Origin of the sequence: Acidovorax sp. SDU_ACID1 (assembly GCF_045291395.1) — a bacterium.
Taxonomy (GTDB): domain Bacteria; phylum Pseudomonadota; class Gammaproteobacteria; order Burkholderiales; family Burkholderiaceae_C; genus MR-S7.
In genome coordinates, this window is sequence record NZ_CP152342.1 from 1,406,570 (window position 1) to 1,433,344 (window position 26,775).

General features: G+C 64.5%; 25 protein-coding genes and 1 pseudogene. 13 read left to right on the forward strand and 13 right to left on the reverse strand.

The genetic code is table 11. From position 1 onward, the window contains the following. The first annotated feature begins 183 nt into the window (after positions 1 to 183). Positions 184 to 2,682: a DNA repair protein gene (locus tag AAG689_RS06875; protein WP_406625299.1), complete on the forward strand. Its 2,499-nt coding sequence runs from the start codon at positions 184 to 186 to the stop codon at positions 2,680 to 2,682. A 6-nt stretch (positions 2,683 to 2,688) separates the two neighbouring features. On the opposite strand, the gene AAG689_RS06880 is transcribed toward AAG689_RS06875, so the two are convergent. Further along, entirely contained in the window at positions 2,689 to 2,997 is a 309-nt protein-coding gene (locus AAG689_RS06880; protein ID WP_406625300.1) for a hypothetical protein, read from the reverse strand. A 177-nt stretch (positions 2,998 to 3,174) separates the two neighbouring features. Further along, positions 3,175 to 3,609 (reverse strand): annotated as a pseudogene (locus AAG689_RS06885) (RadC family protein); the annotation flags it as partial. 582 nt (positions 3,610 to 4,191) lie between these two features. Between AAG689_RS06885 and AAG689_RS06890 the strand changes: the two are divergent. After that, on the forward strand, positions 4,192 to 4,404 hold the full coding sequence (locus AAG689_RS06890) for a hypothetical protein (RefSeq protein WP_406625301.1): 213 nt from the start codon (positions 4,192 to 4,194) through the stop codon (positions 4,402 to 4,404). Between the two features lie 99 nt (positions 4,405 to 4,503). On the opposite strand, the gene AAG689_RS06895 is transcribed toward AAG689_RS06890, so the two are convergent. Then, positions 4,504 to 5,007, reverse strand: a complete 504-nt coding sequence (locus tag AAG689_RS06895) for a hypothetical protein (RefSeq protein WP_406625302.1) — start codon at positions 5,005 to 5,007, stop codon at positions 4,504 to 4,506. A gap of 122 nt (positions 5,008 to 5,129) precedes the next feature. On the opposite strand from AAG689_RS06895, the gene AAG689_RS06900 reads away from it, so the two are divergent. After that, positions 5,130 to 5,360, forward strand: a complete 231-nt coding sequence (locus AAG689_RS06900; RefSeq protein ID WP_406625303.1) for a hypothetical protein — start codon at positions 5,130 to 5,132, stop codon at positions 5,358 to 5,360. Here the strand turns inward: AAG689_RS06900 and AAG689_RS06905 are convergent. The 8 genes from AAG689_RS06905 to AAG689_RS06940 form a co-directional block, all read right to left on the reverse strand. Beyond that, the gene (locus AAG689_RS06905) at positions 5,331 to 5,555 is read right to left on the reverse strand and encodes a hypothetical protein (protein ID WP_406625304.1); all 225 of its coding nucleotides are present in this window, start codon (positions 5,553 to 5,555) and stop codon (positions 5,331 to 5,333) included. The two genes, AAG689_RS06900 and AAG689_RS06905, sit on opposite strands and share 30 nt — an antisense overlap. 621 nt (positions 5,556 to 6,176) lie before the next feature. Continuing rightward, positions 6,177 to 6,917 carry a LysR substrate-binding domain-containing protein gene (locus tag AAG689_RS06910; RefSeq protein WP_406625305.1) on the reverse strand — a complete coding sequence of 247 codons (741 nt, stop codon included), beginning with the start codon at positions 6,915 to 6,917 and terminating at the stop codon, positions 6,177 to 6,179. Positions 6,918 to 6,949: 32 nt separating this feature from the next. Next, positions 6,950 to 7,195 carry a LysR family transcriptional regulator gene (locus AAG689_RS06915; protein ID WP_406625306.1) on the reverse strand — a complete coding sequence of 82 codons (246 nt, stop codon included), beginning with the start codon at positions 7,193 to 7,195 and terminating at the stop codon, positions 6,950 to 6,952. Between the two features lie 155 nt (positions 7,196 to 7,350). After that, entirely contained in the window at positions 7,351 to 8,808 is a 1,458-nt protein-coding gene (locus AAG689_RS06920; protein WP_406625307.1) for an MmgE/PrpD family protein, read from the reverse strand. An 82-nt stretch (positions 8,809 to 8,890) separates the two neighbouring features. Beyond that, complete coding sequence (locus AAG689_RS06925) at positions 8,891 to 9,874, reverse strand: Bug family tripartite tricarboxylate transporter substrate binding protein (RefSeq protein ID WP_406625308.1); 984 nt, start codon at positions 9,872 to 9,874, stop codon at positions 8,891 to 8,893. A gap of 121 nt (positions 9,875 to 9,995) precedes the next feature. Further along, positions 9,996 to 10,610 (reverse strand): DJ-1/PfpI family protein, encoded by a 615-nt coding sequence (locus tag AAG689_RS06930; RefSeq protein ID WP_406625309.1) that lies wholly within the window; start codon positions 10,608 to 10,610, stop codon positions 9,996 to 9,998. 97 nt (positions 10,611 to 10,707) lie between these two features. Further along, the gene (locus tag AAG689_RS06935) at positions 10,708 to 11,055 is read right to left on the reverse strand and encodes a c-type cytochrome (protein WP_406625310.1); all 348 of its coding nucleotides are present in this window, start codon (positions 11,053 to 11,055) and stop codon (positions 10,708 to 10,710) included. A 16-nt stretch (positions 11,056 to 11,071) separates the two neighbouring features. Then, positions 11,072 to 12,634, reverse strand: coding sequence for a cytochrome D1 domain-containing protein (locus tag AAG689_RS06940; RefSeq protein ID WP_406625311.1), 1,563 nt, complete (start codon positions 12,632 to 12,634; stop codon positions 11,072 to 11,074). A gap of 261 nt (positions 12,635 to 12,895) precedes the next feature. On the opposite strand from AAG689_RS06940, the gene AAG689_RS06945 reads away from it, so the two are divergent. Together AAG689_RS06945 and ccsB are read left to right on the forward strand one after the other, a co-directional pair. Beyond that, a complete protein-coding gene (locus tag AAG689_RS06945; protein WP_406625312.1) occupies positions 12,896 to 14,386 on the forward strand; it encodes a PLP-dependent aminotransferase family protein in 1,491 nt (496 codons plus the stop codon). A gap of 168 nt (positions 14,387 to 14,554) precedes the next feature. Next, complete coding sequence (gene ccsB, locus AAG689_RS06950; RefSeq protein WP_406625313.1) at positions 14,555 to 15,916, forward strand: c-type cytochrome biogenesis protein CcsB; 1,362 nt, start codon at positions 14,555 to 14,557, stop codon at positions 15,914 to 15,916. A gap of 185 nt (positions 15,917 to 16,101) precedes the next feature. Here ccsB and AAG689_RS06955 read toward each other — a convergent pair whose 3' ends face one another. Together AAG689_RS06955 and AAG689_RS06960 are read right to left on the reverse strand one after the other, a co-directional pair. Further along, on the reverse strand, positions 16,102 to 16,617 hold the full coding sequence (locus tag AAG689_RS06955; protein ID WP_406625314.1) for an aminotransferase class I/II-fold pyridoxal phosphate-dependent enzyme: 516 nt from the start codon (positions 16,615 to 16,617) through the stop codon (positions 16,102 to 16,104). Then, on the reverse strand, positions 16,614 to 17,282 hold the full coding sequence (locus tag AAG689_RS06960) for a TolC family protein (RefSeq protein ID WP_406625315.1): 669 nt from the start codon (positions 17,280 to 17,282) through the stop codon (positions 16,614 to 16,616). Before AAG689_RS06960 ends, AAG689_RS06955 begins: the two co-directional genes overlap by 4 nt. Before the next feature lie 108 nt (positions 17,283 to 17,390). On the opposite strand from AAG689_RS06960, the gene AAG689_RS06965 reads away from it, so the two are divergent. The 8 genes from AAG689_RS06965 (at position 17,391) to catB (ending at position 26,763) form a co-directional block, all read left to right on the forward strand. Beyond that, the gene (locus tag AAG689_RS06965; protein WP_406625316.1) at positions 17,391 to 18,179 is read left to right on the forward strand and encodes a hypothetical protein; all 789 of its coding nucleotides are present in this window, start codon (positions 17,391 to 17,393) and stop codon (positions 18,177 to 18,179) included. A gap of 4 nt (positions 18,180 to 18,183) precedes the next feature. Beyond that, positions 18,184 to 18,786, forward strand: a complete 603-nt coding sequence (locus AAG689_RS06970) for a TetR/AcrR family transcriptional regulator (RefSeq protein ID WP_406625317.1) — start codon at positions 18,184 to 18,186, stop codon at positions 18,784 to 18,786. Between the two features lie 113 nt (positions 18,787 to 18,899). Continuing rightward, the gene (locus tag AAG689_RS06975; protein ID WP_406625318.1) at positions 18,900 to 19,745 is read left to right on the forward strand and encodes a MipA/OmpV family protein; all 846 of its coding nucleotides are present in this window, start codon (positions 18,900 to 18,902) and stop codon (positions 19,743 to 19,745) included. A 28-nt stretch (positions 19,746 to 19,773) separates the two neighbouring features. After that, complete coding sequence (locus AAG689_RS06980) at positions 19,774 to 21,033, forward strand: MFS transporter (RefSeq protein ID WP_406625319.1); 1,260 nt, start codon at positions 19,774 to 19,776, stop codon at positions 21,031 to 21,033. Then, entirely contained in the window at positions 21,033 to 22,232 is a 1,200-nt protein-coding gene (locus AAG689_RS06985; RefSeq protein WP_406625320.1) for an efflux RND transporter periplasmic adaptor subunit, read from the forward strand. Before AAG689_RS06980 ends, AAG689_RS06985 begins: the two co-directional genes overlap by 1 nt. Further along, positions 22,229 to 25,333, forward strand: coding sequence for an efflux RND transporter permease subunit (locus AAG689_RS06990; RefSeq protein ID WP_406625321.1), 3,105 nt, complete (start codon positions 22,229 to 22,231; stop codon positions 25,331 to 25,333). Before AAG689_RS06985 ends, AAG689_RS06990 begins: the two co-directional genes overlap by 4 nt. A gap of 163 nt (positions 25,334 to 25,496) precedes the next feature. Continuing rightward, positions 25,497 to 26,003, forward strand: coding sequence for a ClbS/DfsB family four-helix bundle protein (locus AAG689_RS06995; RefSeq protein WP_406625322.1), 507 nt, complete (start codon positions 25,497 to 25,499; stop codon positions 26,001 to 26,003). A 121-nt stretch (positions 26,004 to 26,124) separates the two neighbouring features. After that, a complete protein-coding gene (gene catB, locus AAG689_RS07000; protein ID WP_406625323.1) occupies positions 26,125 to 26,763 on the forward strand; it encodes a type B chloramphenicol O-acetyltransferase in 639 nt (212 codons plus the stop codon). Positions 26,764 to 26,775: the final 12 nt, after the last annotated feature.

Sequence of the window (26,775 nt, forward strand, 5' to 3'; positions counted from 1 at the left end):
TTTACCTGTCTTGTGGATTTTACGTAAGTTGTTATTGCAAAAGGATATTTGTTTGCAATTCCCGATCATCAATGTGCCGGCGGTACGGGGATGCTTGGGCAGGGCTCTTCGGTGGCATGACGGGGCTTGATGCGCGAAAAGGCGGTGCGAACCTGTCGTCACGACAACCGACAGGGGCGTTTCATGCAACTCCTTTCTCTCACCCTCAAGGGCTTTCGCGGCATCCGCGACGGCCTTGGCCTGGATACCTTGACGCTGGATTTCGAGGCCTCGTGCGATGGGGCCGAACTGGTGGCCATCGTCGGCGCCAACGGGCGCGGTAAGAGCACCGTGCTGGACAACATGCATCCCTACCTGAGCATGCCGTCGCGGACCGCGGCGGCGGGCGCGGGCGGGTTCAGCTACTACGATCACGTGTTTCTCCCTGAGAACGAGAAGGATCTGGTCTGGGCACTGGAGGGGCGTTGCTATCGTTCCCAGGTGGTGATTCGACTGAACGGGCGGCGGCGTACCGAGGCCTTCCTGTTCGAGCTGTCCGAGGCGGGAGCCTGGCGGCCAGTCGCGCTGGACGACGGCACGGTGGCCGATGGCAAGGTCGAGACCTACACCCGCTGCGTGGAGCGGCTGTGCGGCAGCGCTGACACCTTCTTCACGTCCGTGTTCGGCGCGCAGGGCAAGCGCCACCTGAGCGACTACCGCAACGCGGAGATCAAGACGCTGCTGGCGGACCTGCTGGGCCAGGAGGCTATCCGCGACCTGGGCCGCAAGGCCGCCGACACCGCGAAACTGCTCAAGGTTGGCCTGGTGGCGGTGCGCCAGGAGATCGTCGGCATGGACGCCGAGGGTGACCGGCTCGCGCGGGAGGTGCAGGCGGGGGCCGATGTGCCGGCACGTATCGAGCGGGTGGATGCCACGCTGCGCCAGGCGACGGTGACGCTCGAGGGTGCCCGCGAGGCCTGCGTGCGGGCTGTCGCTCAACGTGACCGGTGCCGCGCCGACGATGCCCGCCGGACGCAACTGCGCGCCGAGCGTGAGGCCGTGCGGTCGGCGGCGCGCACAGCGAGCCAGGAACTCGACGCGCAGGAGCGCACGGAACGTCAGCGGCTGGACCGGCTCGGCCAGCGCATGGCGAAACAGGCGGCGCAGGCCGCGCAGCAACGGGAGCGGTTGCACGGTGTGCAGACGCAGTGCCTCGCGCTGCTGGCGCGCGAGCCGGCGATCCAGCGGGCGGCTCGCCGCTTGCCGCTGGCGGAGCGGCTGCTGGCGCTACGTGCCGACCGGCTGGCGGCATGTCGCCAGGACGCCGCGGCCTGGGAGCAGGCGCAGGGAGCGCTGCGGCTGCTGGCCCAGCGCGTGCAGGGCATCGAGCGTGAGGCCGGCCAGGCGGCTCTGCAGGCGCAGTCGTTGGCCCGTCGCTTCGGGCTGGCGGCGGAGGTTCCCTGCAGTGGTACCCCGCTTCAAGGGCGCTGCCAACTGCTCGAGGATGCCCACGAGGCACAGGCGCTGATCCCGAGCGCCCAGGCCGTGCTGCAACGGCTGGCCGACGAGAAGGCGGACGTGGAGCGGGAGATTCGGGCGGTACGTGCCCGCGCGCAGGCGCTGGCTTCGGTGGAGGTGCGGGTAGCCGAGGCGCAGCGGCGCCTGGAGTGCGCCCGGGAGCGCGCCGCGCGGTGCGCGCTGCTGGGGGCCAAGATCGACGAGATGCGCGCGGCGCGCCAGCGACTGGCCGACAGCCAGGCGGAACTGGCGGCGCTGGCGCCGGTGGACGAGGGTGGCGGCATGTCGCCGGCCGACGCCGAGGAACAGGAAACCATCGGCGTTGCACTGAGTGGCATCGAGGAACGGCGCGGGCGGCAGTCGGCGCAGGTGCAGCAGGCTCTGGCACGGCTCGATGCGGTGCTCGCGACCCTGCCGCCGCCGTTCGAGGCGCGGATGCTGGCCGATGCTGAGGCCGCCCGCGATCGGGCCCTGGCCGCACACGCGGCGGCAACGCGCGGCCAGCAGGAGGCACAGCGCCAGGCCCAGGCGCTCACCCTCGCGCGTGAGCAGCAGGCGTTGCTGGAGGATCGGCGGACGAAGGCGACACGGCGCGCCGCACGCATCGAAAGTGCCATGGGCGACTGGATCCTGCTCGCGCGCTGCATGAGCAACGACGGACTGATCGCGCTGGCGATCGACGACGCGGGACCGGCCTTGTCGGCGCTGGCCAACGACCTGCTGCTGGCCAGCTACGGTCCGCGCTTCACGGTGTCCATCCTCACCCAGGCCGAGACGGCCAAGGGCGAGAAGCGCGAGGACTTCGACATCGTGGTGCACGATGCCGAATCGGGCGAGAGTAAGAGCGTGCGCCTGATGAGCGGAGGGGAGCGGGTCTGGATCAATGAATGCCTGGTCCGGGCGGTGGCGCTGTACCTCGCCCAGACGGGCGAGCGGCGCTACGAAACGCTGTTTTCCGACGAGGCGGATGGTGCGCTGGACCCGGCACGCAAGCGCATGTTCGGGGCGATGAAGCGGGAGGTGCTGCGGCTGGGTGGCTACCGCCGCGAGTTCTTTATTTCGCAGACGCCGGAGCTTGCGGGGATGGCCGACGCCGTGATCGACCTGGAGGCATTGAAGGCCGACAGCTTGCCGGCCCCGTTCACCTACGGCGATGGAGTTATTGCGGAAGACAGAATGGAATAACCCATCCTACCCAGTGGGTTGCGCGGGCGCGAACACCGGGAGGCCCTCCAGGAGTGGTGCTTCGGCATCGAAGAGCAGCCAGGCCACTCCGGCTTGCTCCGCGGTGTCGAAGATGAATGCGAGGTCGTTTTCGGCCGGTCGGCGGTGGCACGGCGTGCCGACGAATACGAATCCGCCATATTCGGTGGGATAGGCGTTCACCGACAGTTCGTTCTCCAGTAGCTTTTGGCGCGTGGCGGGTGTCAGGTGCGACAGTGAAAGGGCGGCCAGCGGCTCGGCCAATTCGCGCAGGCGCGCGGCACTGGTGGTGTGCATGCTGTGCTCCTCATGGGTGGCGGTGCCGGGCTGGGCTGGCATTGCGGGGGCGGTGGGCCGCTCGGCAATGCCGCGCCTCGGGCGCCGGCTCTTGATTGGGGCTTCGGCTTTGGAAGCCCAAGGACCATTCCCCGGACGTACTGGGCGGCCAGGGAAATACGGAGGTTGAGTCTTCGCCTACATCAATCCGTGTTCCGCCATCGATAGCAGATCGCCGCCTGCGACGATGAAATGATCGACGCAGCGGACATCCACCAGCGCGAGCGCGGCCTTCAGCGTTTGTGTCAGTACCTCGTCGGCGCGCGATGGCAGGGCAGATCCACTGGGGTGGTTGTGGACCAAGGCCACGGCGGCGGCATTGCGTGCCAACACCGACTTGATGACCTCGCGCGGGTAGACCGAGGTCTGGGTCAGGGTGCCGCGGAACATCGTTTCGACATCGATCAGACGGTGATGGGCGTCGAGAAAGACGACCAGGAACACTTCGTGCTCGAGATGCGCGCAGCGCAGGCGCACCCACTCGCGGAAAGTGGCGGGGCTGGCCATCAGCGGCCGGTACTGCCAGTCGTTGCGCAGGCTGCGGACCAGCAATTCGCGGGCGATTTCCAGGATGCGTCGCAGGTGTGGCGAATCGTGGATCTCGGCGGGATGCCGGGTTTTGCAGACACTCGGGGCAAAGTCCGCTGACGCGGACCCGCGGCGGGTGAGCCCGAGCAGCTCGTCGATGAGCGATTGTTCGCTCATGGTGGTCAAGTCCATGGCGGTCTCCTTGTTCGAAAAAAAGAGAACGCCACACCCCTCGGGGATGGCGTCCCCGTTGGGAAGAAGGTGCGCAACAGGTGTCGGCACAGTGGTTTGGGCAGGTATCGACTGCGACGCCGGCCATGGGCCGGTGCGCCTCCATCAGGAAGCAGGGAAGTCTCCAGTGTGGGCCTGCTGCCGGTGGGCTGCAAGCCGGATATGTCACGCGCTGCCGGGAACTCCCGGGCAGGCGGGTCGTTCCTGGGTGGCGAATATTGGGTGGCTGTTGCAGTGAACCGACAATATGAACGGGGCTTCGGGTTAACCCGACCTGAAGAAACAGCGGAGTGTGATTGCAGTGTCAGCACAGAAATTTTTGTGCTGCACGCTGCCAGTGCGCCCACAAACCCTTGCAATTGCGCCACGATGACGTTGACGCGAGGCGATATCACCATGATCCGATTGGGCTCCCAGATCCGACTGACCCGCTCCGAAATCGAGCGGCTTCAGTGGTTGACCGCCATCGAGCCGGTCGGCATCCGCACGGTCGCCGATCTGCAGAACTATGTCGCGCGGTGCAAGGCCCATTACTGGGGCAGCTCGCTCGATACCCAGTTCCTGCACTGGATGATCGACAAGGAGGTCGCTCTCTGGCTGGCTGCCTGAGGGGTGTTGGGGAGGGGATGGGAAACGAGGTCGGGTGGGGAGTCCCGTACCGTTCCCCCGGCGAAGGCCGAGGGAACGGGGGGACGGGCGGCCGATGAATCAGCCGCCGGCTCGAACCGCCTGCGGTTGCGCTTCCGCTGGAGCGGGCGCAGTCGCCTGAGGTTGGCTCTCGGCCTTGCCCTTGAATGCCTTTCGAGCGGCACGGACTTTTGGGTCCGAGGCGAGTTGCTGGACCTGGGCCGTCGCCGGCTCGGCGGACACCTCGGGCAGGCAGGCCACGGCGATGTCGCCGCCGCGGCCGATGGCACGGCGTGTGGCCGATGGCGCGCGGACGAAGAGGCCGCGAAGCAGCCAGCGCACGAACTGGCCGATGCGCTGGTTGCGCACCTCGCGGGCCTTGTGCAGGCGCAGCGATTCGCGGCAGCACAGATACAGCGCGAGGTGCTCGCGCTTCATCTCACCGTCGGCATCCAACTGCTGCAGCACTTCGGCGGCAATCGCCGGGTCTTTGCGGGCGCGCTGGTAGAACGATACCCAGGCGCGTTCTTCCTCGACGCTGATAGCCGTGCGCCGTGGCCGGGCACGGGACGCATTCGCGGTCATGGTCTTTCTCCTTGGTTGCGGGAAGCACGCGCCATCCCCATGGGGAGACGTCAGACTCCCAGGGGTTGTGGCGGTGCGTCACTTTGCTAAGCTGGCTACCCACACGCCTTGGAGACCCACACATGCTTCGTGCAGGCCTTTCTCTCCGGTTCACGTCCACCGAAATCGATGAACTCCGACGAATCGGCATCGACGTCGGTGGGGCGCGAACACAGGACGATCTTGACCAGGCGCTGGCCCGATGGGCCGACACGCTGGCCGAGGAACGTCCGGATCTGCTGGACCGGATCGCCGAGGCGTTGGCCCAGGAGAAGGGAGCCTTGCTACCCGCGCGTCTGACGCGCGAGCGCTGAGGCGCTTCGCTGGGCGTTGGCCTTGGAAATTGCAATCCAGCGGTCGGCGATCCGGTCGAGGTAGACCAAATCGTCGGACTCGATCTCGCCTGTCATGCGCAGACGGGCGATCACCTCCTTGACCAGGACCGGATCGCTCCGGGCCAGGTCGACAACGGTCGCGGCGATGCGCCGCCGGTAGAGATCGACCGTCATGGCGGTCAACCTTCGGTGGCGCATGCTGCGCACGAACGGCCGTCGCACCCGCAGGGGTAGCGCTTCGGCAGAAGCAGCGCCGGCAGCACGCGGCGCGGCGCGGGCATGGGTCGGGCAAGCCCGGACCCGCCCAACAGCACCGGCACGCGGCGCGACTCTCTCGTCACAGGGACAGCGAACATGGGGTTCTCCTTCGGAAAGAAAGGGGAACGCCCAACCCTGGCGGGGACTTGGGGTCCCCGTTCGGGAATGCTCCGCCGATGGCGGAGCGGTTCAGCGCAGGCCAGGATGGCCCGCAATGGGTGAAGGCCTGCGACCTTGCGGTGCAAGCCTTCGCTCGATGGCAGACAGCGCGAAGCTGCATACCATGCGTCTAGCGCCGGCGCACGCGCCGACAGGAACTCACGACCGACAAGGCGGCCGCCCCAGCCGAAGCCGAGGAACTCGAGGGCAGGTGACGACTGCGACGCCAGCGAGGCTGGACTTCAGGGCAGCCGAAGCTGCCGATGAAGGCTTTGCGGACACGATGTCCACGGGAAGCCACGCCAGTATGCGGCTGCAGGAGCCAGATGGATGATGTTGTGCGTGGTCGCCACCCGAAAGCGCCGCCTTATCGGGGGGTTATCGGGCTCCTTGGTCAGCCTGCCCATCGTAGGCTGCCTGCGAAGCGGCTGAGCGCTGGCTTGTCGGCAAAGGCCCGGCATCGCGGAGTTCGTTTTCTGTTGGACCATCCGTAGCCACTTGCATGCATCTGTATCCGGCTGTGAGCGCGCTCAGGAACTCTGCAATGAGAGGCTCCGTATCTCGGTCGCGCTGGACAACTGCCTGCAGCTCGCGCACCGCCCAACCGTCTGTAACTTTGATGACGCTTCCGTAGCCTCGAGCAGCGCGGGGCTCTGCCTCATCGAGGGGAAGAACGGCTATTCCAGCCCCTGAATGGACGAGGCTGCACAGGGCATCAAAATTGTGTGTGTGTGCGCGCACCTTGAGCCGCTGATGGGAAGCTTCGGCGGTTCGCGTGATGAACTGCTGCAACGGATTTCGCTCGCCGAGCCCAACAAATTCGTATTGCAAAGCTCGCTCAAAAGCCACTGAAGAGTAATCCATCAGCGGATGTTGAGGTGGGACTAATAAGACCAGATGTTCCAACTTGAGAGGGATGTAAACCAAGGCATCTTCGCGAATTGGGCCGCTGAGAACACCAATATCGGCTTTCGCGGTTTTAATCGCATTAGTGATTTCACGCGCGGAGGATTCCGCCAAAGTACAATCGAGGCCGGGATGCTGAAGAATGAACCGTTCGACAAAGGTTGACAATTCGTTGACGCTGATCGTTGAAGCCCAAACCTTGATGGACTGCATCGGCTGATTTCTACCAATGTCAATTTCTTGGACTAGTCGATCGTAAGCCGCAAGGATGGCACGGGCATGTTCAAGGAAGGAGAAGGCGGAGGCGGTTGGCGCCAGCCCATCGCTGCAACGTCTGAACAACTGGATGCCGAAAGCATCTTGGATTTTTTTAGACGTGCACTGGCGGCCGGCGGGGATAAGAAAGTGCGTTCGGCGCCAGCCGTTAGGCTCCTCGATTCAACGATATGAACGATCAGCTGCAAGTCGACCAGATCGCACTTGTAAGCCATGCTGGTCCCATAGATTTGTGGATGCGCTTCCTCTCATGATAATTTGTCTGAGTCAATGACAATACAGGGTAAACACTGAGTGTCCCTTGCTGGCTAACGACTGAGACCTTCACAGCCGACAGCCGCGCGCTTGCACGGGGCAGTCTCCTCGCTGTTTAGGGCACATGTGCCGCAATCTGTAAAGGTGCACATACATCGCCTGCCATGGGAAGGGTTCTTGCCACATCTGCCACGCCGTCCAAGTTCAGGATCGCGTCAATCAGGCCGTCGATACTGGAAGGTGACAACACGCCTTCCGTGTTGCGGCGGAATTTTCCTATCAGCTCATCATCGGTCATGTAAGTTCCCGGCTCTGGCGACCGGCTGCCCTTCGGATAAAGCTTTCGGCGAACGAACGTCTGTCCACGTGCGCGCAATTCCACCCATGCCGGGCGGCTGCTTCCACTCGCGGCAAGTAACTGGGCGTAGTCCGGATGTACCTCCGTAGTCACTTTGTCCATCAGGGCCATGACAGACCGGCTAAATACGAGCTGCGAGTCAAGCCACGCACGCCCGTGCGCTGGTCGATGAGCACTCATTGCAATACCGTGCGCCATGCTGAACACGGCGTCGTGCACACGCTCGATCTTGCGATTGAGCCACACCGGCTGTTCCGTGAAGCCTTCGACGTAGACTTTGATCGCCTCGATTTCCTCGGGCCTGATGTCATGTTGATCGACGATCTCGATCACGCAGTCCATAGATCCGTGCATGACGCGGCAATGCGCATACGACTTGTACGAAGTCATGGAAGGAAACAGCCATTCCTGGCCCAGTCCGTTAACGAGATGCTCCGGTTCCCACTTGGACGTGCCGATGAATCGGGCGTAGCCGAACTCGGAATCATCGAGCACCCGTAGGTCTCCCCGATGTCCCAGTTCGCCGAGCTGCGCTGCGGTCAGGATTTGGTGTGCCAGCACGCCGGCGGCTGTTCCCTTTATCGTGGAACTCGGTGCGTGCTGGGACCACGCGACCTGTGAGTTCACCGGCGAAATGCTGCCGGCGATACCGAGGGAGTTTGCGATGATCTCCCTGCTGCTCTTCATCAGCCTCCCGATCGCCGCGGTTCCGCCGAAGATGCTGCTCGTGAAGCCGAATACCTTCGGTGGATTGGCTTTGCCGTCCTTGGTATCGCGCAGAGTGTCCATGGCCTTGCCGAAGCGCAGACTCATTTCGTGGGAGATCGCCACTGCCGTGATCACCTCCTTCCCGGAAGCCCCAAGGGATTCGCCGACTGCCAGTATGCCAGGCAGGACGTAGGGGGTTACGTGCCCCGGCGGCACCACGCAGTCCATATCCAACGTCGTGATGAGTTCGGCATTGGCAAAAGCCGCGCCAAACACGGACAGGCGATCTGAGGTACCGATGACGGTGGACTCTTGGGTGCCAGCACCAACGCGGCGAGCAAAGGCAATCCCCATGCGTCCGTGATCAAGTCCGGTAGCTGCGACCGCGCAGCCGATGGAATCAAGCACGATGCGCTTGCACTCCCGGGTCACCTCACCAGGCAGGTTTTCGAAGTGGCTGCTAACAGTGAAGTCGGCCAAGCGTTCGACAATGGTTTTCGGCATCATTCATTCTCCTTATCGCATGCCTCGAGATGTGTAACCTCGCACAGGAAGCTGCGTCACATGGTGTGCAACTGCTGCTCGACACTCACTCGACTTTGACCCCGGCGGCTTGGACAACCTCGCCCCACTGTCTGTAGTCGTTCGAGACCATACGAGAGAAGTCTTCCGGACTGCGGCTCTTCACGGCAACCAGCCCTTGTGCCTCCAGGCTCTTGAGCACCTTGGGGTCGGAGAGGGCGGCATTCAATGCCATGTGCAGTTTCTCAATGACGGCCTGGGGGGTCCCCTTCGGTGCGGAAATTCCCAGCCACGCACCTTGGCGCAGGTTAGGTATTCCTTGTTCCTCAATGGTCGGGATGGAGGGCGCGAACGAAACCCTCTCTGGGGCACTGACGCCTAAAGCCCTGAGTTTTCCTGATTCGATGTGCGGCCGCGCAGCTGACAGTGTCTCGAACATGACGTCCACGTTTCCGGCCATCAGATCGATCAGACCTTTGTGGTTGCCGCTATAGGGGATGTGCTCAAGGGTCGTCGCCCCGATCCTGTGGGCTAGCAACATCATGAGCAAGTGGCTCAACGTGCCGGAGCCACTTGAGGCATACATCAGTGTTCCGGGTTCCGACTTCACAGTACGCACGAAGTCTTGCACGGACCGGAGGTCACGTTTTTGACCGCTCAAAAGAACGAGCGGCACCCAGGCGCATTGCCCGACATGAACAAAGCTGTCCGGGGACGTGTAGCCCAGGCTTTTGTACAGATGAGGATTGATCGCCACGGGTGCACTCGCGGAGAGGATGATCGAGTAGCCATCTGGCTTGGCCTTCAAGAACTGCGACATCGCGAGGCTGCCCGACACGCCTGGCTTGTTCTCCACAACGATGGCCGTTCGCAAATGCGTTGCCATACTTTGCGCTACGACGCGCGCGGCGACATCCGATGCCGTTCCTGCGGGAAAACCCACGATCAGGGTAATCGGTCTTTCAGGGTAGCCCGCCGCGAACGCTACGTTGGCGACTGCCCCAGAAATGGAAAGTAGGAGCATCAATACACGCACGCCAAGATCTTTCATACTCAACTCCATTGGTTGGGTGGCCGGTCCGAACTGCGGCTGCTGGTTTCGATGACAGGAGTTCTGCTACCTCCAACGGCACCCGCCGTTAGCTGGTGAGCACACCACATGGGCCACGGCGCTAAAGTTCCGGGTCGCATCCTTCCCGAAGCACCACGGCCTCGATCTTGTCGAGGAAGAAGTCGCTTTCGCCGTCTGGCAGCATCTGATCCAGCGCACGGCGCGCTTCGCTGACTCCGGCCAGCCGGTACAGAACCCACGATGCAAGGTAGAGCGCAGCGAGGCAACCCCCTGCTGTCGCGACGTTTCCATGTGAAACGAAGGGCTGGTCAAGGACCTCGATGCCCATGCTTTGCAGCTCGCCCTTAGCCGATTTCGTCGTCGTCGCGCTATGTCCCTGCAACATGCCAGTCTTGGCCAGAATCAGGACACCAGAACACTGAGAACCGATGAGCTGGCGGTCTGGCGCGAATCGCAGGGCATTCATGAACTCCGGTGACTGCAGGCAGTTGCGCGAGCCCAGGCCACCGGCTATCAACACCACATCCGAGGAGGCGATCGCATCCAGGCCGGCATTGGTTTCCACCGCCACGCCGAGCTTCGAGCGATGTACCGGGGCGGTCCCGACGATGTTGACATTCCAGTCTTTTGCATTGACGCGGTTAAGGACGTCCAGGGGAATGAACACATCGAGGTCCGCGAAACCATCATGGACAAGCAGAGAGATCGTTGTCATCGTCGTTCCTGAAAAATTGGCTTGGGGTTCGTGAGGGCTCGTGCCGAGCGGCGGATCTCCGTTTTGGGGTTCCTCGCGGGGGCGGCTGCCCCGGCTTTCATTTGCGGCTGGAGAAGTACTGGGCCAGTTCCTGGATGGCCTCAGGGCTCAGGGGCTCGGCCATGGAACTCATGACCGGGTCGTTGCGCTCGCGGGACTTGAAGGCCTGCAGCTGCTTGACCAGGTATTCCACTTTCTGCCCGGCCAGGTTGGGATACAGGCCCACCGCGCTGATCCCGTCGGCGCCATGGCATGACGCGCATAGGGGTAGCATGGTGGAGACGTGGGGCGAGAGCGTGTCGGGATTGCCGCCGTCGATGACCGCGGGCTTGCCGTCGGCGGCCAGCGCCAGCGCCGCGGCCTGCGAGAGCATCAACGCCACGAGTATGCTGAGAAGCGATTTCATGTCCGTGGTCCTCCAGTCAGAATTTGCGGGTTTCGGACAGGCCGATGGTCAGCCAGCGGGTGCGTGCACGCGAGAAGATGCCCGACGGGCTTTCCATCTTGTGTTCGGCCACCAGCTTGAGCGTCTTGCTGTCGTAGATCTTGAGCCGATCGCCCCAGTAGCCCGAGCTCACGTAGAGGTAGTTGCCGGTGCGGTTGTAGTCAGGGAAGAAGGCATGTCCACCAACGTCCAGCGTTTTCGTGACTTCCAGCGTGTTCTTGTCGATCAGCTGTATCCAGGCGGCGCGCTTGTCCTTGTCCACGATGTCAACTGCGACATACGGTGCGTTGGGATGGGCGGCGGGCGATTCGGTGGCGCCGGCGACCGGGATCTGCTTGACGACCGAGAAGTCCTTGGTGTCCCACACCGTGACTACCGAACCCTTGTCGCAAGTGCCGATATTGGTGCCGAACGCGAGGAACCGGCCGTTGACCTCCGTCACTGCGCCTGAACCGACGTGGGGCTGGCAGCCGGTCGGAATGTCGCGCACGACCTTGTCGTCCTTGAGGTCGATCGCGATGATCTTGTTGTCGTCATAGGACGCGACCATGGAGTAGCGGCCGTCCGGCGTCAGGAAGGTGTCGTGCAGCATTCGGCCGACCTTGGTCAGCTTGGTCACGGGCATGTCGGGCTTGTCCGGGTCGATGATCCAGATCTGGCCGGCCTGGCGCAGCGTGAGCGCGAACTTGTTGTTGATGCGGCTGCCAATGACCGGGCCGCCCGCCGACTTCACGAATTTCCCGTCCGGATCCTCGCCTTCAAGGTCCATGTATTTCACGGGCTCCAGGGTGTCGGCCTTCAGGATGGCCACGCTCTTGGGCACGAACGAACTGATGGCCAGCCACTTGCCGTCGTTGGACAGCGCGATGCCGGGGCCAGTCAGGCCGACCTTGGCCTTGCGCACGATCTGCAGGGTGTACAGGTCGATCTTGTAGACCGTGCCATCGTCGCTCTTGAGCCATGCCCAGCGCTCGGCGACCGGGCTGAAGTCCATGATGTGGGGCGCGACTGGCGTGGCGATTTCGCCGACTATCTTGTTGGTCTTGCCGTCCAGGAAGACGGTGCGCGCGTTGTTACCCTCGTCGCCGCGGCCATAGCGCCCGCGCGCCATCACCACCATCAGGTCGTACACCGTGTCGATGGCGTAGGTCGGCTTGTTGGGGAGGGTGGATTCGTCCACCAGCACTTCCACGCTGGCGCGGATCTGCTCCAGCCCCCATTTTGGGTCGGAGGCGCCCTGCGTTTTGATGAGATGGGCGATGGACCGGATTTCCTCGTCCGAGAGCCGGCCCACGAAGGGCGGCATCAGGGTGTCGGGTATGCCGGTCATGATGGTGCCGCGCAGCGCCGCTTCGCTCTGCACCAGCCGGTTGCTGGTCAGGCCGGGTGCGATGTAGCCGCCGCGATCGGCGCCGTGACAGACGGCGCAGTTCTGTTGGAAAAGCTGGTTTGCCTTGATGAGGTGTTCCTCGCTCGGCGCACCCCAGGCGGTGCCGGCCGAGACGAGTAGCAAAGTCGCGCTCAATAGCTTGGTGTGCATATCGATCTCTCCCTAAAGATTCTTGCCGGAACGCCGGCCTATGCACTGTGTCACCATCGTTGCCGGTGGATAAGGTATGGGTCCCGGGCATGTGATGGTTACGGTTTCATTGTTTCTGTTTGACCTAGGACAAAGTTGGTTCGCGCGCGGGAGACTACCGTGATAGTGCGAGGAACGGGTTTGGTCCTCGTCGCCCCGAGGGGCGATATCGTTTTCATCCGGTGGTTGCCCATCATGTCACTACCGCTTTCCCTATCCAGGTTGAACGCGAAACCTGTCAAGCAGCAGATTGCGGACCAGATTGCATCCTTGATCCGCGCCGGACGATTGCAGGAGGGAGACCGGTTGCCGGCGATTAATCGCCTGTCCTCGCTACTGCAGGTATCGAAAAACACGGTGCTCGGGGCTTATGAGCTTCTGATCGATTCCAACCTCATCGAGAGCAGGCCCAGCCGGGGGTACTTCGTTACCTTGGACCGAGCCCTGCTGGTCAATCCGAAGACCCCGGATTTCGTGCTCGACCGCCCGGCCGTGTACGCGGCCGCCGCCAATTCCGCGCTATCGAGCGGGGTCTGGGGAGAGACGCCGGCGATTCCCCCGCGCTATGACTTCAAGGTCGGCAGGCCCTCACTCCACGCGTTTCCCCGACGCCAGTTCATCACGCTGTCGAACCAACTGCTGCGCCACGTCAGCTGTGCGATGGCGGAATACGCACCGCCCGCGGGGCTGTGGGGCCTGCGGGTCCAGATCGCCGACTACCTATCGGCCTCCAAGGCGCTGAAGGTCGAACCGGAACAGGTGCTGATCACGGCCGGCAGCCAGGAGGCGCTGAGCCTGATCGCCTCGCACTTCCTGGACCGCGATGGCGCGGCGGTGTTCGAGTCCCCCTGTTACACCGGCTTCAGGAACCTGGTGCGGCGGCACGGCGCCGTGGCCGTCCCCATCCCGGTCGACGAGGAGGGCCTGCGCACGTCGCTGCTGCCCGAGGGGCCGGTCCGGCTCGCCTACGTCACGCCGTCGCACCAGTATCCCCTGGGCTACACCATGTCGATGGCTAGGCGCCGCCAATTGCTCGAATGGGCTGGTCGCAGCGGTGCGCTGGTCATCGAGGACGACTACGACGGGGATTTCTGCTACGACTCCGTCCTGCCGCTACCCCTGGCCGCGATAAGCCCGGCGCAGGTCATCTACCTGGGCACGTTTTCCAAGACGCTGGGGCCCGGCCTGCGGCTGGGCTACATGGTCTGTCCGCCCGCGTTGGTGGACGCTTTCGTCGAGCGCAAGGCCTTGCTCAACAACGGCAGCCCCTGGCTGACCCAGGCCGTCCTGGCCCGCTACTTCGATGAGTGCTGTTTCGCGCGTCATCTGCAGTACCTGCGGCGGCGCTACCAAGAACAGCGAGACGAATTGCTGCGCGGGATCGGGGCCGTGTGGGGCGGGGAGGGCACGGTAAGCGGCCAGAACTCGGGCATGCACCTTGCCTTCGAGCTGCCCGCGGACAGCCCGGACGCCAACCTGATCTCCACCGCTGCGCTGGGGTATGGCGTGAGGTTGTATCCGCTGTCCCATACTGCGTCCAGCGAGGTCGACGACGCCAATCCCCGCCATCTGCTGTTCGGGTACGCAGCCCTGGACATCGATGAAATCGCCCAGGCCATGTCCAGGGTGAACGTGGCCTGCAGGCAGATGGAACGGGCGCGTCCCGAGCCGATGGAGGCCGGCGCGCTGCCGCTGCCCTGCGGCAGCGCCTAGCACAGTTCTCCCGAATCTGGTAGGGATGGCCGGGCGCGGCGGCGCATCGCCGCATCCCTGTACGTCGCAGTGTCGATGCCCGTAGAATTGTTTGTCCTATGACAAATTCCTTGTGTCGTCCAGCCTGGCGGGCTGCCCGCGGGCGGATGTTTTCCTGGAGATCGTCCGATGTCTCTACTCGCAGCAGGGTCCGTCTCGCCGCATCCCGACCTGTCCGCACCCGGCGCCCTGGTCGGTGACGTCCGCCCCCTCAGGCGGCTGACCCTCGCCGATGCGGGGTTCTTCATCGTTTGCGCGACGTTCGCCGTGTATGCGCTGGTGGCCTATGGGCAGGCGCTCAACGGCTACGAAAAGGCGATGCTGGTGGGCGCCGTCCCGGCGCTGGCCTGGCTGGGATGGTTGTGGCGCCCCTTGCGTCGGCTTGCGCTGGCCTGCGGGGCCAGCGCGTTGCTGGCCGTCTGGCTGTACTCGGGAGGTGGGGGGCTGGAGCAGGGCGATCTCGGCCAGGCCGAGAGCGTATTCCTGCTCAGGTACCTGCTGGCATCACAATCGGCGATTCTCTGGATGAGCTGCCTGTTCGTGCTGGGCACCATCTGCTATTGGGCCGGCCTGGCGCGGCCCGCGCTCGCCTGGCTGGGCACCGCGCTGACGTGGGGCGGCGTGTGGGCGGGCCTGACCGGCCTGTTGGTCCGCTGGCGCGAGGGGCATCTGCTGGGGCCGGACGTAGGGCACATTCCGGTCAGCAATCTGTACGAAGTCTTCGTCTTCTTCGCGCTGGTCACGGCGTTGCTCTATCTTTACTACGAGTTCCGCTACGCGACGCGGGCGCTGGGCGGATTCGCGATGCTGGCGGTCGCCTCCATGGTCGTGTTCCTGCTCTGGTATTCGCTCACGCGCGACGCCCATCAGATCCAGCCGCTGGTGCCCGCGCTCCAGAGCTGGTGGATGAAGCTGCACGTGCCGGCCAATTTCGTCGGCTACGGCACGTTCTCGCTGGCGGGCACGGTGGCGTTCGCCTACCTGGTTAAGCGGCACGGGCAGACCCGTTCGCGCAAGCCCCTGATTCCGGTCTTCGGCCTGGGCGCGGTGCTTTGCGCCGAACCGCTGATCTTCGGCTCGCGGGGCTTCTCGCCTGTCTGGATGCTGTACTTCGGGGTCGGCGCCTTGCTCGTCGGGGCCGTGCTGACGCTGCGCGGGCCCATCTCGCGCCGGCTGCCCTCGCTAGAGGTGCTGGAAGACATCATGTACCGCGCTATCGCGCTCGGGTTCGCCTTTTTTACCGTGGCCACCGTCCTGGGCGCGTTATGGGCGGCCGATGCCTGGGGCGCATACTGGCAATGGGATCCCAAGGAAACCTGGGCCTTGATCGTGTGGTTGAACTACGCCGCCTGGCTGCATATGCGCCTGATTAAGGGGCTCAGGGGAGATGCGGCCGCCTACTGGGCGCTCGCTGGCCTGATCGTGACGAGTTTTGCCTTCCTGGGCGTGAATATGTTCCTGTCGGGCTTGCATTCGTACGGCAGCCTGTAGCGGTTCGCTCGTCAAGTGTGGCGGCGAGGGCAGCGCGACGCACTTCATCCTGTGGGTCGCCCGTGGCGAGTGCCGCAAGTTGTGGAGATGCTGGTCCATACCGGAGGTAGCCTAGAACGCCGACACCTTCGCGTCGCAGCGCGCCGTCCGGCTGGCTGAGCGCGTTCAGGGCCGGGCGTGCGGCTTCAGGTACACGCAACTCGCGCAGCGCTCGCAACCGAGTAATAGGCCGTGTTAGAAAGCAATGCAAAATGGTCGTCCACAATCAACAGCAAGTGCGGGTGTTTGGCCAGTAGGCGCATTAGCACGCGTGCGCGCTTCTCGCTCATGCTGTACCCCGTAAGGTTGTGCGCCCGCAGCGTCAGGATCACGGCACTGGCTCCCTTCGCGAGTGCCGCCTCCAGCGCATCGGGGCACATGCCTTCGGCGTCGACGGAAACTCCAAGTGGCTGCAGCCCGGCCGTACGCAGCAGATTGATGCTGCTCAGAAAGCATGGATTCTCGACCGCCACCTTGTCGCCAGCCACCAAGTAGGAGCCGAGCACGCGTTCGATGGTACCAACCGCGCCTTGGGTCAGATCCACCTCGAAGGGCGTCGGGCAGTCTGCACCGAACCACTTGCGGACATAGTCTTTCAGTCCTGGATTGACAGTCGGTTCGCCATAAAGCCTGGGGCTGTAAAGCCGGGCCTGTAGGGTCACGGCAGGGTTCGGCGGCCAATCCGGGTTCGGATTGCTGCGCAGCTTGCAGCTCGCAGTTCGACATAGCTGCGTACCACCTCGGCGACCACCGATACACGCGCCATCTCTGCTTCGGCTTCGGCACCTTCTGCCGCCGCCCGTGCCGCCGCCACCCCGGCAGAGGCCCGTCCGAACAGATTGATTTCCCACGCCGCATCGAACCCAGCCTGCCAATCTCCACTGCTGCGTCCTTCCTCGCGCAGCAACAGGCCGTCTGGAGATAGCTCGCTACGTTGGAGATCGATGTTGCCCGGGCCCGAAAGCCGTTGCTGCCGTTGTCTGCTGGCACCGGCCACGATCTGAGGGCGTTGCTGTGCGGCGGCAGGTCGGACCAGGGCGCGAGCCGCGCGAAAACGATGTCCGGCTTGCGCCAAGTTCAGATTCGACACCAGCGTCTGCGCCACCAGCGCATCGAGCACCGGATCGTTGAAGGCACTCCACCACGTCGCCGGGGCTGCGCCTGGTGTGGTGGTCAGCACACCGCGATGACGCCAATCGGCCGCCAAGGGCTGCGCAGCATCGGGTATTGGCCCCAAGGTAACGCAGCCGCTCAACAGCGTCACAGCGATGAAGACAGCGGTGCGGCGAAACATGCCACGCGACGAAAAAGGGAGGGAGTAGTGCATGAGGAAATCCTTGATGACGGAATCGCTTGACACGTTCTGGGCTGCCCTTAATAATAGATAGACTACTTAGTCTAACAAATGAAAACCAAATGCAGGGCCTTTGCAGTGATGAGTGATTCCGCCCGAAGGACGACCCCCGACGCGTTGCAGCCGATCCACGCCAGTCAGACGGCGGTCGATCTTCTGGTCGGGATGGCGCGGTCGCCGACAACGTTGCCGGGATGGCGTTCGATTCTGTCAGCGCATGCACCGACGCCGGGACGGATCGTCCTGGCCGCACTGGCATGCGCCACCCTGTACGCCGCATTGGTCAGCCTGCCCCCAATGCTGTTGCTCGCGGACCTGCGTTGGCTGGGCAATGAGGTCGGTGAGCGTTCTCTGTTGGAACTGACGCAATCCGTATTGCTTGCAACCATCGTCTTTGCCTTTGTCTGGCTGGGGTGGCGTTCGCCATCCGACCGGCGCTTTGCCGTGCTCGCCGCGGGTCTGTTTGCCTGCATGTTGATCCGCGAGAACGATGCCTTGCTGGATGGCATCGGCGACGGGGTGTGGCAGGGAATGGTCGCGGGCGTGGCCAGTGCCTGCCTGGTGCATGCCATGCATGATTGGCGCGGCACTTTGTGCGGCATGGCGAGGCTGCTGGTCTCGCGGGCCGGTGTCGGCATGCTGACCGGACTGGTCGTCGTGCTGGTCTATTCACGCCTGCTGGGAATGGGACTGCTCTGGCAAGGACTGCTCGACGCGCAGTACATGAAGCTGTTCAAGAACGCGATAGAAGAAAGTGCCGAGCTACTGGGCTATGTGTTGATCCTCGCTGCGAGCATGACCTATGTCGGCGGCCGACTGGTCGGCCAGAGACGGGCAAAGTCAGTACTGGTCCCGAACACCAAGGAGTAATGCAATGCGCAAGATCGACCCCGAAAAACAGGAGGCCAAGCGCCGCCACATCCTCGATGCCGCCGTGGCCTGCTTCGCCCGCAAGGGTTTCCATGGCACCTCGACCAACGAGATTTGCGCTGCCGCCGGGATGAGCCCAGGCAACCTGTTCCACTACTACCCGAACAAGTCGGCCTTGATCGCCGCCATTGCCGAGGACGATCGCAACGAAATGAATGCGCGCTTCGCTCGCCTGGCCGATGAAGATGATGCAATCACCGCCATCGAAAACTTGGCGATTGAGTTGCTGGAACAATCGGCCGATCCAGTCTATGCCCGCATCAGCGTCGAGATCGCGGCCGAGACGATGAGCAATTCAGAAATCGGCAGCCTGTTTGCCGAGAACGAAGCCCGGATCAAGGCCGACTTGGCGGCGCTGTTGCAGCGCGGGATCGCCAAGGGCCAGATCGACTCCGCAATCCAACCGGAGCTTGCGGCCACCTGGCTGATTGCCTTGGCCGATGGCGCTGTCGGCCGTGCGCTGATGGACCCGGACTTCAAGGCCAGCACACATACCCCTGTGCTGCTGCGCATGGTGCGCCGCTTCCTGGAGCCGCCTGCCGGTTAAGCGACTGAATCGCCTCCCGGCGCTTTCCCTCGACTGCTCGATTCTTCCTCCGGCACCTGACTGACAGGCGGCCGTAGGCCCCGCTTTGTCTGTCAAAACCGAAGGAACCCTCCATGAGCTCGTTTTTCTCTTTCTCTCTACGTCCCACACGCATCCGCAAACTGCTGGCGACCGCGCTGGCAACGGCGGGCTGCATGGCAACCATGGCCGCCCACGCGCAGGATGTTCCTGCCACGCCAAGCCTGTTCGGCGAAAAAACCGAGGTCATCGTCGGCCTGGGTGCAGGCGTGATGCCGCGCTACCTGGGAGCCAAGGACACCAAGGTGCTGCCGGTGCCGACAGTGGCGGTGTATCGCGGCATCTTCTTTGCCGACAGCGTGCGCGGTTTGGGTGCCGAATACATGACCGAATCCGGCTTTTACGTCAGTTCGGCACTGAGCTATGACTTCGGCCGCACCGAGAAGGACAGCGACAGGCGACCCGGCTCGAAGACGCTCGCGGGTATGGGCGAAATCAAGAGCAGCGCAGTCATCAACGTGCTGGCGGCGCAGCAGCTCACGTCTTGGCTGGCCGTCAATGCCGAGGCCGAGTTCCGCGTGGCGGGGCAAGACAAGCGCGGCAACCGTTACCGGCTGGGGCTGGAAAGCACCGTTTTCGATGGTGCCCAGGACACAGTCACCGTGGGCATGAACGTGCATGCGGCCGACCGCGACTACAACCAGACCTACTTCGGCGTCTCTCAGGCCCAAAGCCAGCGCAGCCGCTTCGCGGAGTTCACGCCCAAATCCGGCATCTACGCCTATTCGCTGACGGCCGACTGGACGCACGACTTCAATAAGCACTGGTCGCTGTTTGCCGCCGTCAACGTCATGCAGTTCAGTGATCGTGCCAAGGACAGTCCGCTGGTCGAAGAGAAAACCGGCGTCACCGGCACCGTGATGCTGAACTACAGCTTCTGACGCCAGAAGCCCGCAAAGAGTCTGCGCCATGAGCCTGCTCCCCAAGCGTCGTCGCGCGCCGATCTTGGGCGTGATCGCCGCCAGCGGCAGTTCGCTGTTCGGCAACAGCGTGGCGGCGGTCGCGCTGCCCTGGCTGGTGCTGGGCATGACCGGCAGTGCCGCCTGGACCGGGGTGGCCGCTGCTGCCGGCATGCTGCCGCTCATTCTTGGTTCGTTCTTCGGCGGCACGCTGATCGACCGCTTCGGCGCACGGCCGGTGGCGGTCAGTGCGGATCTGGCCAGCGCTGCCAGCATGGCGCTGATCGTTTGGCTGGCAGGCCACGAACGGCTGGGCCTGGCGACCTTGCTGGCCCTGATCGCCTTGGGCGCGCTGTTCGATGGGCCGGGGATGACCGCGCAGGAGTCGCGTTACCCCGAGTTGGCGCGGCTGGCCCGCATGCCGCTGGAGCGCGCAACGGCGTTGAACAAGCTGGTCGGCAGCCTGGCCAACATCGTGGCCCCGGCTGCGGCGGGCCTGGGCATTGCGCTGTTCGGACCGGAACGGACCTTGCTTCTGACGGCCGGATGCTCGCTGATGGCAGCGGTGCTGGATCGGTTGTCCCTGCCGGGCCGACGCGTGCGCCGCATCAGCCAGGACACCAGCCGATCCGCCGACGTGCTGGCTGGCGCGCGTTTCCTGCTGGGCGATCCCTCGCTGCGCAGCTTGCTGCTGCTCGGCACCACCGTGGTCGGCCTGTTCGGTGCGCTCGATGCGGTCGTGATGCCGGTGCGCATCCGCGAGGCCGGGTTGGCGGCCAGCTCACTGGGCTGGTTCCTGGCCGCAGCTGGTAGCGGTGCAATTGTCGGCGCACTGGCCTTTGCCCGCTTTGGTGCGCGTCTGGGATTGCGCCGCATCGTGCTTGCTTGCCTGACGCTGGAGGTGCTGGCGTTCTTCCTGCTCACCTTGGCTCATGGCGAAGGCCTGCGGCTGGTGGCCGGTGTCTTGGCCGGACTGGGCTCCGGCCCGCTCAACCCCTTGCTGACCACTGTGCTGCTGCGGCGTGCGCCCGTGGCCATCCGCAGTCGGGTACTGGGTGCATCCACCGCTGCGGCACTGGTCGCGACGCCCTTGGCGGTGTTGCTGGCCGGTGGCGCCATCGACCTGACTGGCAGCCGCCCGGTGCTCGCCGCGATGGCGGTGGTCGCCGTGATCCTGCTCGCTACCGCCACTTGGCTGCCGGGCCTGCGTGGACTGGACAGCCCGGTCCATTCGTCCGCTTCCGAACTTCCTACCGCCGGACAACGCTGATGAATCGCCACACCGCTGCATCTTTCACTTCTTTTCGCTTGCCACTACGTGCATGGCTGATCGTGTCGGCCGCGCTGGTGGCGCTCGCACTGACCGTCATGTGGGCGTGGCCCGACGCTTCCGACGCACCAGCGGACGATCCACCCATGCGCGTCACCGCGGGCGTGGCAGGCCCGGCCACGGTCACACCCACGCTGCGCCTGAGCGGCACGCTGGTGGCGCGGGAAGACATCGCAATCGGCACGGCGTTGCAGGACCAGCGCGTGGCGCAGGTGCATGTTGACGTGGGTGAGCGTGTACGTCGAGGCCAATTGCTGGCACGTCTGGAGACCACCAACGTGCAAGCACAACTGCAGCAGGCCGAGGCCGCTTTGTCGCGAGCGCAGGCGGCATTGCGCGAGCAGCAAGCACTGGACGCAGAAGCCCGTGCCACCTTGGCACGCATAGAGCCCTTGACGCGCTCGGGCGCGGTCAGCGCACAACAGGGTGACGAGCAACGTGCGCGTGCCGCTTCTGCCGCCGCCAGTCTGCAAGCCGCCCGTGCCGACGTACAGCAGGCCCAGGCGCAGGTGGCCGAGCAACGCAGCCAGCGCGCCAGGGCCGACATCCTTGCGCCCGTCGATGGCGTGGTGTCCATGCGCACGGCCCGCGTGGGGGCACTGGCTGGCGCCGAGCCGTTGTTCCGGTTGATTGGCGAGGGTGAAATCGAACTCGATGCCGAAGCGACCGCTACCGATCTCGCTCAGCTTGCCATCGGCATGGCGGCGACGGTGCGCCTGGCCGATGGTGAGGATGACCTCGACGGCACGGTGCGCTTGATCACACCCGAACTCGATCCACGCACGCGTCTGGGTCGGGTGCGCGTGATGCTCGACGCGACCAACGCCCGGCAGGAAAGATGGCGTGCAGGCAGTCACGCCGAGGCCCGCTTTACCCTGCCTGCGCAGACTCTGCCGGTGGCCGTCCCCGCACGCGCCGTGACGACCAATGCAGAACGCCAGTCCAGCGTGATGCTGGTGGATGCGCAAGGGCGCGTGTCGCAGCGCGCCGTCACGCCAGGCCGCCGCCATGGCGATCTGCTTGAAATCGTCGCCGGGCTCAAGCCGGGCGAGCGTGTGGTGCAGGAGGCCATCGCCTTCGTGCGTGATGGCGATGTGGTCACTGTTGCGAATGACCGCGAGGATGGAAACACGCCATGAGCCTCCAGGTGTCTTCCTGGGCGATCCGCCGCCCGATCCCGACCATCGTACTGTTCCTGGTGTTGTCCATCGCCGGATGGATGGCCTTCGTCAAGCTGCCGGTCAATGCCAACCCGCAGGTGACGTTTCCGATCGTCACCGTGTCCATCGCGCAGCCGGGCGCCGCACCCAGCGAACTGGAAAACGCGATCACGCGCCGGGTCGAGGCCGTCGTGGCCGGGCTGGCTGGCATCCGCCACCTCAGTTCCTCGATGAGCGACGGGCTGTCGCTGACGACGGTGGAGTTCCAGCTCGGCATCGACCCGGACCGCGCCACCAACGACGTGCGCGATGCGGTAGCACAGATACGTTCCGACCTGCCGCAAGGCATCCTGGAGCCGGTGATCGCGCGCGTGGATGTCGAAGGCGGCGCGCTGTTCCACTACGCGGTGCGCGCCCCGGCCAAGAGCCTGCCGGAACTGTCCTGGTTCATCGACGACACCGTCAGTCGCGCCTTGCTGGCCGCACCGGGCGTGCAACAGGTGCAGCGCCTGGGCGGCATCGGGCGCGAGGTGCGCGTCGAACTGTTGCCGGACCGGCTGGACGCGCTGGGCATCACGGCAGGACAGGTCAATACGCAACTGGCGCAGTCCAACATCGACGTGCCCGGTGGCCGCGCCACGCTCGATGGGCGCGAGCGCGCCATCCGTGCCCTGGGCAGCGCGCTCAGCGTGGAAACCCTAGCCGAACGCCCGATTGCATTGCCGGATGGACGCTGGGCGCGGCTGTCGGATTTGGCGCAGGTCAGCGACGGTGGCGCCGAACCCCGTACCCGCGCCCGCCTCGATGGTGAAGAAGTGGTTGGCTTTGCGGTGTTCCGCACGCGGGGCTCCAGTGATACCGTGGTCGCAGCAGGCGTGGAAGCGGCGATCAGTGCGCTGCAACGCTCACACCCCGATGTGCGCATCGAGCAGGTGTCCAACACCGTGGACTACACCCGCTCCAGCTATCGCGCCGCGATGACTACGCTGATCGAAGGCGCACTGCTGACCGTGCTGGTGGTGTTCCTGTTCCTGCGCAGTTGGCGCGCCACGCTGGTGGCCGCCATCGCCTTGCCGCTGTCGATCCTGCCGACCTTCGTGGTCATGGCTTGGCTGGGCTACACCCTCAACAGCATCACCTTGCTGGGATTGACCCTGGTGATCGGCATCCTGGTGGACGATGCCATCGTCGAGATCGAGAACATCGAGCGCCACCTGGACAAGGGCAAGCGTCCGTTCCAGGCCGCCATCGACGGGGCCGACTCCATCGGCTTCGCGGTGATCGCGATCACCGCCACCATCGTCGCGGTGTTTCTGCCGGTCAGCTTCATCGGTGGCACCATCGGCCAGTATTTCAGTCAGTTCGGCGTCACCGTGTCGGTCGCGGTGCTGGCTTCGATGCTGGTGGCGCGACTGGGCACGCCGTTGCTGGCGGCCTATCTTCTTTCCCCCAAAGCCGGAGAGGCGGTGCATCAGGCCGCTGCGTCCGGCGGCCTCATGGCCCGCTACCTTCGTCTGCTGGACTGGGCCTTGCATCATCGCCGCGCCACGTTGCTGGCCGGTGCGGCGTTCCTGGCAGCATCGCTGGCACTGGTGCCACTGCTGCCTTCGGGCTTTCTCCCCGTCAATGACCGCAGCCTGGCGCAGCTCGACGTCACCCTGCCACCTGGCACGCCGCTGGCCGAGACCGATGCCCGCCTGCAAATGCTGGCCGACCGCATCGCACAGCGCCCGGAAGTGGCCGCGATCTTTGCCACTGCAGGCGGTGACGATGTGGCGCAAGGCTCGCTGCTGATCAAGCTGGTGCCGCCTGGCGAACGCAAGCTGGACCAGAAGGCCTTCGAGCAGACCTTGCGCCAGCAACTGGCGGACGTTGCCGACCTGCGTGTGGCCGTGCGGGGTGAAACCGCCGCGCGCGAGCTTTCCGTGATCCTGGTGGGCGATGACCCGGATACGCTGGCCGAGGCCGCCCATGCACTGCGCCGCCAGATGCGCGATGTCCCCGGTATCGCCAACGTGCAGGTCAATGAGCCGTTGCCGCGCCCGGAGCTGCGCGTCGAGCCGCGCGTGGATGAGGCCGCCCGCGCCAACGTCGCGCCGCTGGCCATCGGCGACACCCTGCGCATTGCCACCGTCGGCGACCTCGACGCGAACTCGACCCGCTTCAACTTCGCCGACCGGCAGGTGCCGGTGCGCGTGGCGCTGGCCGAATCGGCCCGCGACGATCTCCACACCCTGCGCCGGCTGCGCGTCGCCACCGAAGACGGCGGCACCGTGCCGCTGCATGCCGTGGCCGACCTGCGATACGCCGATGGCCCCTCGCGCATCGAACGCTTCGACCGCCAGCGCCGCGTGTCGGTGGATGCCGATCTGGTGGCCGGCACCACACTGGGGGAGGCCCTGGCGGCCATCGAAGCCCTGCCCGCCCTGCGCGATCTGCCGGCCGGGGTGCGCCAGGTCGCGTACGGCGATGCCAAATACATGGCCGAGATGTTCGACAAGTTCGCCACCGCCATGGGCTTTGGCGTGCTGATGGTGTTCGCGGTGCTGGTGCTGCTGTTCCGCGACTTTCTGCAGCCGATCACCATCCTCACGGCCTTGCCGCTGTCGCTGGGCGGTGCCATCGGCGGATTGTTGTTGTACGGCGCCGCGCTCGACCTGCCTGCCGTGATCGGCATCCTGATGCTGATGGGCATCGTCACCAAGAACTCGATCCTGCTGGTGGACTTCGTGATCGACAAGCACCGCCACGGCATGCCGCGTGCGCAGGCGCTGCTGCAATCGGGCGCCGAGCGTGCCCGGCCCATCGTCATGACCACCATCGCCATGGCCGCGGGCATGGTGCCCGCCGTGTTCGCCAGCGGTGCCGATGCGGGCTTTCGCGCGCCGATGGCCATTGCGGTGATCGGCGGCTTGGTCACCTCGACCCCGCTCAGCCTGGTATTCGTGCCGGTGGTCTATTCTTTGATGGACGACTTGCACCAATGGTGTGCGCCGCGACTGACTCGGCTGACTTCAGTGACGGCACAGGACAGGGATGCGGCAGACCAGAACCGTACCGCGCTTGCTGCCACGCGCTGATGCACAAGCAGCCGCCGATATGCCCGTACCATGCCTGCATCCCGTAAGAAATCTCACCGCCTTTGCTTCATCGCCGATTCGCTGAACGTGCTCATCGCCTGTGAACGGGTCATCACCGTCGCGGAGAACACGTTTGCCACGCACCCCACCCAGGAGGCCACACATGGCAGTCCCACAGAGCAAGGCTGAACTGCTGCACACCATCGACACGCAGTTCGGCAAGTTGAAGGAGGCGCTGCACGCCATCCCACCGGAGCAGGTGTACACGCCCGGCATGGAAGGCCACGCCAAGGGCACCCAGATGAGCCCCGCTAACCTCGTCGCCTACCTACTGGGCTGGAACGAGTTGGTGCTCAAATGGCTACAGCGCGATGCCGACGGCCAGTCCATCGACTTCCCGGAGACCGGCTTCAAATGGAACGAACTGGGCAGGCTGGCGCAGAAGTTCTACCGCGACTACGAGGTCCTGCCCTGGCCGCAGTTGCTGGACCGGCTGACCGCCGCCAAGGCCGCCATCGTCGCCCGCATCGAAGCCAGCGACGACGCCGCGCTGTATGGGCGCCCCTGGTACGGCAAGTGGACCCAGGGCCGCATGATCCAGTTCAACACCGCCTCGCCCTACGCCAACGTGCGCAACCGGCTGCGGGCGTGGCGTAAGGGGCAGGCATGAACGTTGACTCCGATTCACCCCTTGGGCCTGATCGGTCGCGGCTGTTCGGCACGGCGATGCCGCATGCTGCACACGTGGCCAAGGGACCCCTGGGCTGCACCACCTTTTCAACGAGACTTCCATGAACAACGCTTTCGACAGCCCTTTCAAGGGCAAGATGCTGACCGAGCAGGTGACCAACCGCAACATCCAGGTGGGCCGCTACAGCTACTACTCCGGCTACTACCATGGCCACGCGTTCGACGATTGCGCGCGCTACCTGCTGCCCGACCGTGACGACGTCGACCGTCTGGTCATAGGCAGCTTCTGTTCGATCGGCACAGGCGTATCCTTCATCATGGCCGGCAACCAGGGCCACCGGTACGACTGGGCATCCTCGTTCCCCTTCTTCTACATGCAGGAGGAGTCGGCCTTCGCCACGGCGCGCGACGCCTTTCAGAAGGCGGGCGATACCGTCGTCGGCAGCGACGTCTGGATCGGCGCGGAGGCCATGGTCATGCCTGGCGTACGCATCGGCCATGGCGCCGTGGTCGGCAGCCGGGCAGTGGTCACGCGCGATGTTGAACCCTACGACATCGTCGTCGGCAATCCAGCCAAGGCGATCCGCAAGCGTTTCGACGACGACACGATCGCCATGCTGCTGGAGATGCAGTGGTGGGACTGGCCGCTCGCACAGATCCAGCATGCCATGCCACTGCTGTGCTCGTCCGACATCGCCGGCCTCTACCGCTACTGGCAGGGCTTGGCCGTCCAGCCCTGAACGAGGCGCACA

What these genes read in the sequence shown, in the direction of transcription:
- AAG689_RS06980 (WP_406625319.1), top strand. Translation starts at nt 19,774, where the DNA reads ATGAGCCTGCTCCCCAAGCGTCGTCGCGCGCCGATCTTGGGCGTGATC.
- AAG689_RS06910 (WP_406625305.1), bottom strand. Translation starts at nt 6,917, where the DNA reads ATGCAGTCCATCAAGGTTTGGGCTTCAACGATCAGCGTCAACGAATTG.
- AAG689_RS06930 (WP_406625309.1), bottom strand. Translation starts at nt 10,610, where the DNA reads ATGACAACGATCTCTCTGCTTGTCCATGATGGTTTCGCGGACCTCGAT.
- AAG689_RS06900 (WP_406625303.1), top strand. Translation starts at nt 5,130, where the DNA reads ATGCTTCGTGCAGGCCTTTCTCTCCGGTTCACGTCCACCGAAATCGAT.
- AAG689_RS06995 (WP_406625322.1), top strand. Translation starts at nt 25,497, where the DNA reads ATGGCAGTCCCACAGAGCAAGGCTGAACTGCTGCACACCATCGACACG.
- AAG689_RS06880 (WP_406625300.1), bottom strand. Translation starts at nt 2,997, where the DNA reads ATGCACACCACCAGTGCCGCGCGCCTGCGCGAATTGGCCGAGCCGCTG.
- AAG689_RS06925 (WP_406625308.1), bottom strand. Translation starts at nt 9,874, where the DNA reads ATGAAAGATCTTGGCGTGCGTGTATTGATGCTCCTACTTTCCATTTCT.
- AAG689_RS06875 (WP_406625299.1), top strand. Translation starts at nt 184, where the DNA reads ATGCAACTCCTTTCTCTCACCCTCAAGGGCTTTCGCGGCATCCGCGAC.
- ccsB (WP_406625313.1), top strand. Translation starts at nt 14,555, where the DNA reads ATGTCTCTACTCGCAGCAGGGTCCGTCTCGCCGCATCCCGACCTGTCC.
- AAG689_RS06960 (WP_406625315.1), bottom strand. Translation starts at nt 17,282, where the DNA reads ATGCACTACTCCCTCCCTTTTTCGTCGCGTGGCATGTTTCGCCGCACC.
- AAG689_RS06890 (WP_406625301.1), top strand. Translation starts at nt 4,192, where the DNA reads ATGATCCGATTGGGCTCCCAGATCCGACTGACCCGCTCCGAAATCGAG.
- AAG689_RS06895 (WP_406625302.1), bottom strand. Translation starts at nt 5,007, where the DNA reads ATGACCGCGAATGCGTCCCGTGCCCGGCCACGGCGCACGGCTATCAGC.
- AAG689_RS06920 (WP_406625307.1), bottom strand. Translation starts at nt 8,808, where the DNA reads ATGATGCCGAAAACCATTGTCGAACGCTTGGCCGACTTCACTGTTAGC.
- catB (WP_406625323.1), top strand. Translation starts at nt 26,125, where the DNA reads ATGAACAACGCTTTCGACAGCCCTTTCAAGGGCAAGATGCTGACCGAG.
- AAG689_RS06985 (WP_406625320.1), top strand. Translation starts at nt 21,033, where the DNA reads ATGAATCGCCACACCGCTGCATCTTTCACTTCTTTTCGCTTGCCACTA.
- AAG689_RS06915 (WP_406625306.1), bottom strand. Translation starts at nt 7,195, where the DNA reads ATGGCTTACAAGTGCGATCTGGTCGACTTGCAGCTGATCGTTCATATC.
- AAG689_RS06970 (WP_406625317.1), top strand. Translation starts at nt 18,184, where the DNA reads ATGCGCAAGATCGACCCCGAAAAACAGGAGGCCAAGCGCCGCCACATC.
- AAG689_RS06905 (WP_406625304.1), bottom strand. Translation starts at nt 5,555, where the DNA reads ATGACGGTCGATCTCTACCGGCGGCGCATCGCCGCGACCGTTGTCGAC.
- AAG689_RS06935 (WP_406625310.1), bottom strand. Translation starts at nt 11,055, where the DNA reads ATGAAATCGCTTCTCAGCATACTCGTGGCGTTGATGCTCTCGCAGGCC.
- AAG689_RS06965 (WP_406625316.1), top strand. Translation starts at nt 17,391, where the DNA reads ATGAGTGATTCCGCCCGAAGGACGACCCCCGACGCGTTGCAGCCGATC.
- AAG689_RS06940 (WP_406625311.1), bottom strand. Translation starts at nt 12,634, where the DNA reads ATGCACACCAAGCTATTGAGCGCGACTTTGCTACTCGTCTCGGCCGGC.
- AAG689_RS06990 (WP_406625321.1), top strand. Translation starts at nt 22,229, where the DNA reads ATGAGCCTCCAGGTGTCTTCCTGGGCGATCCGCCGCCCGATCCCGACC.
- AAG689_RS06975 (WP_406625318.1), top strand. Translation starts at nt 18,900, where the DNA reads ATGAGCTCGTTTTTCTCTTTCTCTCTACGTCCCACACGCATCCGCAAA.